The following is an 11,452-nucleotide window of genomic DNA, read 5'->3' on the forward strand; positions in this document are numbered from 1 at the left end:
CGACAAGGAGGACATCCATGCGCAGCATGTGGAAGGGGGCGATCAGTTTCGGGCTGGTCCATATTCCGGTCGATATGTATACCGCGGTCGAAAGCAAGGGGCTGGACCTGACCATGCTCGACCGGCGCGACTTTTCGCCGGTCGGTTTCAAGCGCTACAACAAGGGCAACGGCAAGGAGGTGGCGTGGGACGACATCGTCAAGGGCTACGAATATGAAGACGGCGAGTACGTCGTCCTGTCCGACGAAGACCTGCGCCGCGCCAACCCCGAAGCGACGCAGACCATCGACATCCAGGCCTTCGTGGATGCCGAGGACGTGCCGCTGATCTACTACGACCAGCCGTATTACCTCGCGCCGGGCAAGGGCGGCGCCAAGGTGTATGCCCTGCTGCGCGAGACCCTGCGCGAGGCCGGCAAGATCGGCATCGCGCGCGTGGTCATCCGCGTCAAGCAGCACCTGGCGGCGCTGGTGTGCGTGGGCGACACCATCGTGCTCAACACGCTGCGCTATCCGGACGAGATGCGCGATGCGGGCGAACTCAAGATCCCGTCGCCCGACTCCAAGACCGCCGCCGTCACCGTCAAGGAACTCAAGATGGCGATGGCGCTGGTCGAGGGCATGAGCGAGGACTGGGCGCCGGAGCAGTACCACGACACCTACCGCGAGGACGTGCTGGCCCTGGTCAAGAAGAAGATCAAGGCCAGGCAGACCAAGACCATCACCCAGCCCGAGCCCGAGAAAGAAAAACGCACGAGCGGCAAGGTCATCGACCTGGTCGCCCTGCTCCAGGCCAGCCTGGGCAAGAAGCCGGCCAGGGCCGCGCTGGCGGCGGCGCTGGAAGATGACGACGACGATGACGACGATCCGCCGCCGCGCAAGTCGAAAAAGCCGGCGGCCGGCGACGACGACGACGACGAGGTCCACGTGCCGCGCGCACGCAAGACGGCGGGATCGGGCAGCCGTGCGGGCGCGAGCGCCGCCAAGTCGACGCGGGCTACGGCGAGCAAGACCGCGGCCAAGCCGGCGGCGAAGAAAGCGGTCGCCAGGAAAGCGTCCGCCAAGGCGCCGGCACGCAAGAAGGCGGCGTGAGGATGGAGGGACTGATCGACCTCCTTCAATGGCCGGCGATGCTGGTCAGCCTCTACGCCGCCTTCCTGATCGGCTCCAAGCGCGCCGAACGCCGGGTGTTCGGGTTCTGGATGTTCATCCTCAGTAACCTGCTGTGGATCGTGTGGGGCTGGCACGACGAAGCCTGGGCCCTCATTCCCCTGCAGCTGGCGCTGATGGCGATGAACGTGCGCGGCATCTTCAAGAACGGCGATTGAAGAACTTGACAATGGGAAACGCCGCGCATATCATTTTTGCTGAATTTATAAAATCTATCGCGGCAATAAATTCACAACACTTTCGGATTTGCTAGTTTCTTGATAGAATCTCTTCATTGATTTTTCATCAGTGATAAGGAGATTCTATAATGACGCAAGCACGCCTCACCACCGCCTCCGGCATCCCGGTCGCCGACAACCAGAACTCGCTGAGCGCCGGCCCGCGTGGCCCGCTGCTGCTGCAGGATTTCCACCTGATCGAAAAGCTGCAGCACTTCAACCGCGAGCGCATCCCTGAGCGCGTCGTCCACGCCAAGGGTTCGGGCGCCTATGGCAGCTTCACCGTCACCCACGACATCACCGGCCTGACCAAGGCGAACCTGTTCGCCCACGTCGGCAAGCAGACCCCGGTCTTCCTGCGCTTCTCGACCGTCGGCGGCGAAAAAGGCAGCGCCGACACCGAACGCGATCCGCGCGGCTTCGCGCTGCGCTTCTATACCGAGGAAGGCAACTGGGACCTGGTCGGCAACAACACGCCGGTGTTCTTCATCAAGGACCCGATCAACTTCCCGGACTTCATCCACACCCAGAAGCGCGATCCGCAGACCAACCTGAAGTCGGCCAATATGATGTTCGACTTCTGGAGCAATGCGCCGGAAAGCCTGCACCAGGTGACGATCCTGTTCTCGGACCGCGGCACCCCGGACGGCTACCGCCACATGGACGGCTTCGGCAGCCACACCTATAGCCTGATCAACGAACAGGGCGAGCGCGTCTACGTGAAGTGGCACTTCAAGACCCGCCAGGGCATCAAGAACCTGAGCGCCGCGGACGCCACCCGCATCGCCGGCAGCGATCCGGATCACGCCCAGCGCGACCTGTTCAATGCGATCGCCGCCAACGACTTCCCGCAGTGGGACGTGCAGGTGCAGGTCGCGACCATCCAGGAGCTGGAAGCCTGGAGCGCGCGCACCGGCTGGAATCCGTTCGACCTGACCAAGGTGTGGCCGCATGGCGACTTCCCGGTGCAGCCGGTCGGCGTGCTGGAACTGAACCGCAACCCGCAGAACTACCACGCCGAGGTCGAGCAGGCTGCCTTCTCGCCGGCCAACGTGGTGCCGGGCCTGGGCTACTCGCCCGACAAGATGCTGCAGGGCCGCCTGTTCGGCTACCACGACGCCCAGCTGTACCGCGTCGGCACCAACCACCAGCACCTGCCGGTGAACGCCCCGCGCTGCCCGGTCCACAACCACCAGCGTGACGGTTCGATGGCGATCGCCAACGGCGGCGCGGCGCGCAATTACTACACGCTGAACAGCGTGGGCGCCGGCGCCACCGGCATGGGCCACGGCGAGCGCGAACTGGCCCTGGAAGGCGATGCCGGCCGCTTCGACTTCCGCGGCCAGGAAGACGATTACACGCAGGCCGGCAACCTGTTCCGCCTGATGGACGCCCAGGCGCGCCAGAACCTGTGCGACAACCTGGCCGGCCCGCTGAGCCAGGTGGACGAGGACATCCTGCAGCGCCAGCTGGGCCACTTCGACCTGGCCGACCCGGCGTATGGCCGCGGCGTGCGCGCCTCGCTCAAGGCGCTGGGCAGGAACGTCGACTAAGCACTCGCCCTCAAGCTTCTCCCTCCTTGCCGCCACCCGGACCGCCAGTTCCGGTGTGGCGGTTTTTTTATTCAGGGCTCGAAGCCGAGCGCCTTCATCGCTTTTGTCAGCGTCTTCGCCGCCCTGGCATAACCGTCCCACGGCGCATTGCCCTCGTCCAGCCGCGTGTGCACATTGGCCACCGTCCACTGCGTGCTCGACCTCAGGCCAGGCAACTCTTCCCAGCGCAGCGGCACCGAGATCCCGAGCCCCGGCCGCACCCGGGCCGACCAGGCCGCGACCGTGGTCGCGCCCTGCCCGTTGCGCAGGTAGTCGATGAAGATCTTGCCGACCCGGTTCTTCGGGCCGCTCTTGAAGGCGAAGCGGTCGGGCAAGGTGTCGGCCATATGGCGCACGATCGCCTGCGAGAACGCCTTCACCGTATCCCAGTCGTGACCACCCTTGATCGGCACCACCACGTGCAGGCCCTTGCCGCCGCTGGTCTTGAGGAAGGCCGGCAAGCCCAGTTCGTCGAGGAAGGCATGCATCAGCTGGGCCGCCTCCTGCATCGCCGGCCACTCGACGCCCTCGCCCGGGTCGAGGTCGAACACCATGCGGTTCGGCTTCTGGTAGCTGCCCTTGAACGCGTTTTGCGTGTGGATCTCGACCACGTTCCACTGCGCCGACGACAGGATGCCTTCCACGCTTGCCACTTCGAGCATCGGCGGATGGTCGGGGTCGAGCGCCTGGTCCAGGTGGCGCAGGCCCGGCATCTTGCGCACGTCGGCGTGCTTCTGGAAGAACAGTTCGCCGCCCACGCCCTCGGGCGCGCGCACCAGCGATACCGGACGCCCCTTCAGGTGTTCCATCATCAGCTCGCCGACCAGCGCGTAGTAGCGAATCAGGTCGAGCTTGGTCGCGCCGCTCTCCTTGTCGATCACGCGGTCGCCATTCGTGATCTTCATCGTCGCCGGGAGCCTGCCCGGCGCCGAAACAGGGTCCGCAGCGTCTGTCGCGGATGCGTCGTCCATATGCTGTGCCTTTTCACGTGTGATGCCCTTGGCCGGCTTGTCTTCGCGCAAGCCCTGGAATACCGGGTGGCGCACCGCGCCGGCGCTGGTCCATTCGGAGAAGCTGACCTCGGCCACCAGCACCGGCTTGACCCAGTGGTGCTTGCGGCCGGGAACGGCGCGCGGCGGGAAAGGACTCTCGTCGCTGCGCAACTTTTCCAGCCGCTTGGCGATCGCGGCCAGCGAGGAATGGTTGAAGCCCGAGCCGACGTTGCCCGCGTAGCGCAGCACGCCTTCTTCGTCATACGTTCCGAGCAGCAGCGAGCCGATGCCGGTACGCGAACCCTTGGGGTCGGTGAAGCCGCCGATCACGAATTCCTGGCGCAGCCCGCACTTGAGCTTGATCCAGTCGGGCGAGCGCCGCGACACATAGCGCGCACCGCGCCGCTTGCCGATCACGCCTTCCAGCCCGATCTTGCAGGCCGCGACCACCAGCTCGTCCGGCTTGTTGCCGAACTCGGCCGAGAAACGGACCTTGTCCGACTTCTTCTTCGCGAGCAGCTGTTCGAGCAAGCCGCGCCGGTCGACCAGCGGCAGCTCGCGCAGGTCGTGGCCGTCGAAGTATGGCACGTCGAACAGGAAGAATTCGATGTGTTCGGCATGCTTGCCGTCGAAGGCCAGCTGCAGCTTGCCGAAATCGGGCTTGCCGTTCTCGTCGTGGACCACGATCTCGCCGTCATACCAGCCGTCGGGCAGCTTCATGCGCTCCAGCTCGGCCTTGAGCGGCAACAGCTTGTCGGTCCAGTCGTTGGCATTGCGCGTGATCAAGCGCACCGCGCCGTCCTCGATGCGCGCCAGCATGCGGTAGCCGTCGAACTTGACCTCGAATACCCAGTTCTCGGGGTCGGGCGGCGGCGCGTCCACCAGCGTGGCCAGCTCGGGCGAGAATTTTTCAGGCAAGGCGACCAGGGCGGAAGCCGGCGCCGCCCTGGGCTTGGCGGCGGCTTTTTTCTTCGCCGGCGTTCTTTTTTTCGACGCCGGCGCCTGCTCCTCCTCCTCTTCTTCGCGCAGCGCCTCGACCTTGCGCTGCACCCGCTCGGGCATCGGCAGGTCCTTGACGCTGTCAGGCATCTCGTCGACCAGCGAGAATTCCTCGGATGAGCGCGCGTACTCGTCCTTCTCCTTGATCAGCAGCCACGGTTCCTGCTTGTCGTCGCCGCGGCCCTTCATGCGCACCAGGGTCCAGCGACCGTGCATCTTGTGGCCGTGCATCTCGAACTTGATGCTGCCCTTGGCGAATCCCTTGTGCGGGTCTTCCAGCGGTTCCCAGGTGCCCTTGTCCCAGATGATGACTTTGCCTGCGCCATATTGCTTGGCCGGAATCGTTCCTTCGAAATCGGCATACGAGATCGGGTGGTCCTCGACATGCACCGCCATCCGCTTGTCGTGGGTGTCGTAACTGGGGCCTTTCGGCACCGCCCAGCTCTTCATCGTGCCGTCCAGCTCGAGCCGGAAATCGTAGTGCAGGCGGCTGGCCCAATGCTTCTGGATAACGAAGGTCAAGGCGTCCACGCCGGGCGTGCCGCCTTCGGCCGGCTCTGACGTGATCGTGAAGTTGCGCTTGGCTTTATAGACTTTCAGTGCGTCCGGCATGGCGATGCTCCAGGAACCTATTGATCACAGCCTATTCCTGCCTCGCGTCGGGGACTGTACGGCAGCGAACGCTGACCGGGGTCGTTGAGATAAATGTAAGTGGATGTAAATGCCGTCAACTGGACGGTAACGCGCCCCGTTATCTGCTCAGTAACACGACGCAGAAACACCTGGATTGCTCTACGGAGCCCCACGAGATCAACCGAGTTTCAAACCACTATAAAGGAATGACACCATGAGCAAAATCGCCGCTACCCTGATCGCTGGTCTGTTCGCTACTTCCGTGTTCGCCCAGACCCCTGCCACCACGCACGACCAGGCGCACGCCACCAAGGACGCGGCCAAGGCCGACGCCAAGCATGCGAAAGAAGTCGCCAAGGCCGACGAGAAGGTAGAGAAGGCCACTGCCGAAGCGAAGGCCGACGTGGCCAAGGCCGAGGCGAAGGCAGCCGAGAAGAAGGCGGAAGCCAAGGCCGACCAGGCCGAAGCGAAGGCCGACAGCGTCGCCCGCTCGCAGTAATCCCAGGGCTCAGGGTCCTCACCAGAAGCCGGCTCGAGCCCCACCATATCGCGGCGTTCCCCACGCCGCCCCCGTGCAAAAGACAGGCCATCCTGTCTTTTGCCACGCCTGCTCTACAATAGGATTTTGCCCGCCACTCCAAAGGACACCATGGACCGTATCGTCTTCCTCGACCGCGACAGCCTGCAGGCCAATGTCCGCGTGCCCGGCTTTGCGCATACCTGGCAGGACTACGCGGGCACCAGCCCCGACGAGGTCGTGGAACGCCTGGCCGGCGCCACCGTCGCGATCACCAACAAGGTGCCGCTGCGCGCCGCGGCGATAGCGCAACTGCCCGACCTGAAACTGGTCGCCGTCGCGGCCACCGGCCTTGATAACGTCGACCTGGCTGCCTGCCGCGAACGCGGCATCGTGGTCTCGAACATCCGCGACTACTCGCTGGTCTCGGTGCCCGAACACTGCGTCACCCTGATGCTGGCGCTGCGCCGCAACCTGCGCGCCTACGCCCTCGACGTCGAGGCCGGCAAATGGGAGACCTCCAGCCGCTTCTGCCTGCTCGACCACCCGATCGGCGACCTGGCCGGCAGCCGCCTGGGCATCGTCGGCTACGGCGCGCTCGGCAAGCGGGTCGCCGGCATCGCGCGCGCCTTCGGCATGCGGGTGGCCGCCACCTCGCGTTCGCCGATCCAGGATCCGGACGTCGACCAACTGGCGCTGGACGAGCTGCTGGCCACCTCGGATATCGTCAGCCTGCACCTGCCGCTCACCGAAGACACCCGCGACCTGATCGGCCGGCGCGAGCTGGGCCTGATGAAGCCGGGCGCGCTCCTGATCAACACGGCGCGCGGCGGCCTGGTCGACGAGGCGGCGCTGGCCGAGGTGCTGATGGAAGGCCGCATCGGCGCCGGCTTCGACGTCCTCTCCAAGGAGCCGCCGTCGTCCGGCAATCCCCTGCTCGGCCTGCGCCTGCCGAATTTCATCCTGACCCCGCACGTGGCCTGGGCGAGCGCCGGCGCCATGCAGACGCTGGCCGACATGCTGGTCGATAATATCGAGGCCTGGCAGGCGGGCGCGCCGCGTAACGTGGTCTGACGTCTAGTCCGGCGCCCGTAGCGGCAGGTCGAGCACGAACAGCGTGCCGGCCCCTGGCGTGCTCTCGACCCGGATCGTCCCGCCCAGCAGGCTGGTGACGATGTTGTAGACGATGTTCAGGCCCAGCCCGGTGCCGCCCTGCCCCATGCGGGTCGTGAAGAAGGGATCGAAGATGCGCCCGAGATAGGCCGCCTCGATGCCGCGTCCGTCGTCGCGGAAGGTGATGGTCACCCGGCCGTCGTGCGGCGCGGCGGCGATCGTCATGGCGCCGCCCGGCCCCTCGAAGGCGTGCAGCATGGCATTGTTGACGAAGTTGATCAGGACCTGGCCCAGCGGACCCGGGAATCCATCCATCGCGATCCCGGCCGGCACGTCGAGCAGCAGGCGGTGTTCGGCCAGGCGCACCGTGTTCATCAGCGTCGCGACGATCTCGTGGCAGGCCTGGGCCAGGTCGAAGCGGCGGCGCTGGGCGCTGGCCTGGTCGACCGAGACCTGGCGGAAGCTGCTCACCAGTTCGGCCGCATTGTGCAGGCTGCGCACGATCAGCTCCGATGCCTCCCTCGAGGCGGCCATGTAGTCTTCCAGGTCGGAGCGCTTGAGCGTGGCCTGCGCGAAGCGCGCCGCCACCGCATTGGTGCGCTCCTGCAGGGTGCTGGCCATCAGCAGGCTGTTGCCGATCGGGGTGTTGAGCTCGTGCGCCACGCCCGCCACCAGCGAACCGAGCGAGGCCAGTTTCTCCTGGGCCGCCAGCTGGGCCTGGGTTTCCTTGAGGCGGTGATAGGCTTCGGCATTGTCCATGGCCACGCCCACGTAGGCCGCCAGCGTGCCCAGCATGTCGAGGTGGACCTGGCCGTAGGCGCCGGGCTGGCGGCTCTGCACCGTCACCGCGCCCAGCACCCGCTCGCCCACCGTCACCGGGACGCACAGCAGCGAACGCGGCGCCTGGACGGCGGACTCCGACACCGCCACCGCATCGAGCGCGTCGACCGCCTGCGAAAGGCACGAAGGAAGCTCGGCCTGCACGTCGGCCAGCAGGAACTCGCGGCCCTCGGCCACGCAGCACGACAGCAGGTGGCGCGCCGGATCGAAGCGCAGCTCGCGCGGCGCCATGCGCCGTCCGACCACCATCGCATACGGCAGCTCGAGCGTCTCGTGCTCGGGGCGCCACAGCGCGACCGCGAACACCGGCGCGTCCATCAGCGCCACCACATGCTGGTAGAGCGTGCTCATGATGGCCTCATTGTCCAGGTTCGCGGTCAGCACCCTGCCCATGTCGGACAGCAGCGCGATATTGCGGTGCGCGCGCTCGACCGATTCCTTCTGGCGCTCGACTTCGCGCTTGCCGCGTTCGGCCGCTTCCTTCTGCAGCCGCAGTTCGGCGGTGCGGGCATGGACTTCGCGCGCCAGCAGCCCTTTCTGCTCGACCAGCGCGCGCACCCGCAGCCGGTAGACCAGGTAGGACAGCGCCAGCGCCACGCTTGCCGCCAGCGTGCGGAACCACCAGGTCTTCCAGTACGGCGGCGTGATCGTGATCGCCAGCGCGGCGGCGTCCTGGCTCCACAGGCCGTCCTTGTTGCTGGCCCGGACCCGGAACACATAGCGCCCCGGATCGAGGTTCGTATAGGTCGCGAAGCGCCGGCTGGCATTGGTGTCGACCCAGGCCTGGTCGAAGCCTTCGAGCTGGTAGGCATAGCGGTTGCCGTACGGGTCGGCATAGTGCAGGGCCGCGAATTCGAGGGTGAACACGGTGTCGCGGTGCGACAGCGTGATCTCGCGCCGCGTCGGCAGGTCGGGGATGGAGCGGGTCTTGTTCAATACCAGCAGGTCGGTGATCGCCACCGTCGGCGCAAACGGGTTGTCGCGCACCTCGGCCGGAAAGAACGAGGTCATGCCGCTGATGCCGCCGAAATGCAGCTGGCCGTTGGCGCCGCGCCAGCCCGATCCGACGAAGTAGGAACCGTCGATCAGGCCGTCCTTGACGGTGTAGCTCTTGGCCTGGCCACCCACCGGATCGACCCGCGTGATGCCGGCCGTGGTGCTGACCCACAGGTTGCCGTCGTCGTCCTCGAGGATGGCGCCGATCGATGGCGCATCCTCGCCGTCGGCGAAGGGATAGAAGCGGAACCAGGTGCGCTCGCCGTCGCGCATCATGCGGTGCAGCCCGCCGGCGGTGCCGACCCACAGCTCGCCCCTGGCCGATTCGTACAGGTAGTTGACGCGGCTGTGGCGCAGGCTGCCCGGATCGGCCGGATCGTTGCGAAAACGGGTAAACGTGTCGGCGGCGCGGTCGTACCGTTCCAGGCCCGACTCGGTGCCGATCCACAGGATGCCGTGCCGGTCTTCCAGCAGCGCGCGGCCGTAGTTGTCGCCCAGGCTGGTCGGGTCGAGCGGGTCGTTGCGCCAGCTGCGCGTGGTTTCATGGCCGGGGGCCAGCGCCGACAGGCCATCCCGCGTCGTCACCCACAAGGTGCCGTCGCGGCCGGCGAGGATGGCCTGCACGTGGTTGGCGCTCGGGCCGCGCCCCAGTCCCACCCGCCCCATGCGTCCATCCGGCGTGCGCCACAGCAGGCCGGTCGGGGTGCCGATCCACATCCGGCCGCGCGCCGGCGCCAACGCCGTGACGCGCTCGCCCAGCATGCCGGAGCGCAGGCGCGTGGCCTGGCGGGTGGCCGGATCGAGCAGCATCAGGCCGTCGCTGACGGTGCCGACCCACAGGCGGCCGTCGGCTTCGCCGGCGATGGCGCGCACCCGCGCGCGGCCGATGCCCTCGGTCTCGCCATAGCGCGCGAAGCCGCCGCTGGCCAGGTCGGTGCGGTTGATGCCGCCGAAATAGGTGCCGACCCACAAGGTGCCGGTGCGGTCGACCAGCACCGCCGGCACCTGGTTGTCGGACAGGCTGTGCGGATCCTGGGCCGCGTTGCGATAGCTGATGAACTTGCCGCTGGATGGATCGCGCCATTTGAGGCCCTGGTTCTCGGTGCCGACCCACAGCTGGGCGCCACTGTCGTGGTACAAGGTCCTGACGTGCACCTCGCCCATGCCGTCGGCCGCGCTCATGCGCTGGCGCCGCGGCGGGCCTTCGTCGAGGCGCCAGGCTTCGAGCCCGGAGGCGGTGCCGACCCACAGCGTGTCGCGCGGCCCCATCGACAGCGCGAGCACGGTATTGCGCCGGGCGTCCGCCGGTGGCGCGAGCGCAAAATGTGCAAAGCGGCCGCCGCCCGGCTCCATCCGGTCCAGGCCGGCGGCCGTGCCCACCCACAGCGCGCCCGCGTTGTCGAAGGCGAGCGCATTGACCCGATCGTCGCGCAGGCTGGCGCGGTCCTCGGGGTCATGCACATAACCTCGGTGCCGGCCGGTGGCCGGATCGAAGCGCACCACGCCGTCGGTGGTCGCCAGCCACAGCGCGCCATCCGGTCCCGGCACGATGGCCACCACCGAACGCATCACGCTGCGCCCTTCGTCCGCCAGCGCATGGCGCTGGAAGCGGCCGGTGGCGGGGTCGTGACGCGCAAGCCCGCCCTTGGTGCCGAACCACAGGGAGCCTGCGGGATCTTCGTAGGAGGCGGACACGAAATTGTCTGGGATGCTGCCGGGATCGTTGGTGTCGTTGCGGTACACGGTCATCCGGTAGCCGTCGAAACGGTGCAGCCCGGCCTGGGTGCCGAACCAGATGAAGCCGCGCCGGTCCTGCAGGATGTTCATCACCGAATGCTGGGACAGGCCGTCGTCGACGGACAGCCGCTCGAAACGCAGGCTGCGCTGGGCGGCGCCCGCGTCCTTGGCCAGGCTCGCGGCGAGCATGCCCAGGACGCTCAGCAACAGGATGAACATGCAGCGGCACGATGTGGCGCGGACAGTGGCGAAACCCGACATGGCGATCCAATTAATTATCCTGCTATCAAATCTACCAGAGGAGTTTGCTTAGGTGAAATATTTTGAGTCTTCCAGAAACGACAACCCGCTGCTATAATGCGTGCTTCGGGCGGCTGTAGCTCAGCTGGATAGAGTACTTGGCTACGAACCAAGGGGTCGTGGGTTCGATTCCTGCCAGCCGCACCAGAAAATACGAAGGGCCAGATCGCGAGATCTGGCCCTTTTTCTTTGCTCCGGGCATTTGCCGCGGACGGTTTTCGCGGGCCGTTACGCGGTTCGGCAATGAACCTTGTCAACGCTAAATAGAAATGTCCCCTGTTGCGCAAAGTAGAAATGTCCCTCTTGCCAATTTGATCACGGATTGGTGACAGGGGCCAGATGCGAT

Annotated in this window: 7 protein-coding genes and 1 tRNA gene; 6 read left to right on the forward strand and 2 right to left on the reverse strand. The window is 66.4% G+C overall.

What is annotated here, in order from left to right; genetic code table 11:
• The first annotated feature begins 17 nt into the window (after positions 1–17).
• The 3 genes from ABIB42_RS23835 (at position 18) to ABIB42_RS23845 (ending at position 2,940) form a co-directional block, all read left to right on the forward strand.
• Positions 18–1,091 carry a Ku protein gene (locus ABIB42_RS23835; protein ID WP_005669984.1) on the forward strand — a complete coding sequence of 358 codons (1,074 nt, stop codon included), beginning with the start codon at positions 18–20 and terminating at the stop codon, positions 1,089–1,091.
• Between the two features lie 2 nt (positions 1,092–1,093).
• On the forward strand, positions 1,094–1,327 hold the full coding sequence (locus tag ABIB42_RS23840) for a hypothetical protein (RefSeq protein WP_429249096.1): 234 nt from the start codon (positions 1,094–1,096) through the stop codon (positions 1,325–1,327).
• A gap of 149 nt (positions 1,328–1,476) precedes the next feature.
• Positions 1,477–2,940, forward strand: coding sequence for a catalase (locus ABIB42_RS23845; RefSeq protein ID WP_219863742.1), 1,464 nt, complete (start codon positions 1,477–1,479; stop codon positions 2,938–2,940).
• 71 nt (positions 2,941–3,011) lie between these two features.
• Here ABIB42_RS23845 and ligD read toward each other — a convergent pair whose 3' ends face one another.
• Entirely contained in the window at positions 3,012–5,582 is a 2,571-nt protein-coding gene (gene ligD, locus ABIB42_RS23850) for a DNA ligase D (RefSeq protein WP_219863740.1), read from the reverse strand.
• Positions 5,583–5,817: 235 nt separating this feature from the next.
• On the opposite strand from ligD, the gene ABIB42_RS23855 reads away from it, so the two are divergent.
• Positions 5,818–6,102 carry a hypothetical protein gene (locus ABIB42_RS23855; RefSeq protein ID WP_071363174.1) on the forward strand — a complete coding sequence of 95 codons (285 nt, stop codon included), beginning with the start codon at positions 5,818–5,820 and terminating at the stop codon, positions 6,100–6,102.
• Positions 6,103–6,252: 150 nt separating this feature from the next.
• Entirely contained in the window at positions 6,253–7,194 is a 942-nt protein-coding gene (locus ABIB42_RS23860) for a D-2-hydroxyacid dehydrogenase (RefSeq protein ID WP_429249097.1), read from the forward strand.
• A 3-nt stretch (positions 7,195–7,197) separates the two neighbouring features.
• On the opposite strand, the gene ABIB42_RS23865 is transcribed toward ABIB42_RS23860, so the two are convergent.
• Entirely contained in the window at positions 7,198–11,025 is a 3,828-nt protein-coding gene (locus tag ABIB42_RS23865) for a two-component regulator propeller domain-containing protein (RefSeq protein WP_429249098.1), read from the reverse strand.
• Positions 11,026–11,176: 151 nt separating this feature from the next.
• Between ABIB42_RS23865 and ABIB42_RS23870 the strand changes: the two genes are divergently transcribed.
• A tRNA-Arg gene (locus ABIB42_RS23870) sits at positions 11,177–11,253 on the forward strand.
• The last annotated feature ends 199 nt before the right edge of the window (positions 11,254–11,452 follow it).

Origin of the sequence: Massilia sp. UYP32, from assembly GCF_050434365.1 — a bacterium.
GTDB lineage: Bacteria > Pseudomonadota > Gammaproteobacteria > Burkholderiales > Burkholderiaceae_D > Telluria > Telluria timonae.

Excerpts from the sequence above, each read along its gene's own strand:
- ABIB42_RS23835 (WP_005669984.1), top strand. The coding sequence starts at position 18 with ATGCGCAGCATGTGGAAGGGGGCGATCAGTTTCGGGCTGGTCCATATT.
- ABIB42_RS23840 (WP_429249096.1), top strand. The coding sequence starts at position 1,094 with ATGGAGGGACTGATCGACCTCCTTCAATGGCCGGCGATGCTGGTCAGC.
- ABIB42_RS23845 (WP_219863742.1), top strand. The coding sequence starts at position 1,477 with ATGACGCAAGCACGCCTCACCACCGCCTCCGGCATCCCGGTCGCCGAC.
- ligD (WP_219863740.1), bottom strand. The coding sequence starts at position 5,582 with ATGCCGGACGCACTGAAAGTCTATAAAGCCAAGCGCAACTTCACGATC.
- ABIB42_RS23855 (WP_071363174.1), top strand. The coding sequence starts at position 5,818 with ATGAGCAAAATCGCCGCTACCCTGATCGCTGGTCTGTTCGCTACTTCC.
- ABIB42_RS23860 (WP_429249097.1), top strand. The coding sequence starts at position 6,253 with ATGGACCGTATCGTCTTCCTCGACCGCGACAGCCTGCAGGCCAATGTC.
- ABIB42_RS23865 (WP_429249098.1), bottom strand. The coding sequence starts at position 11,025 with ATGTTCATCCTGTTGCTGAGCGTCCTGGGCATGCTCGCCGCGAGCCTG.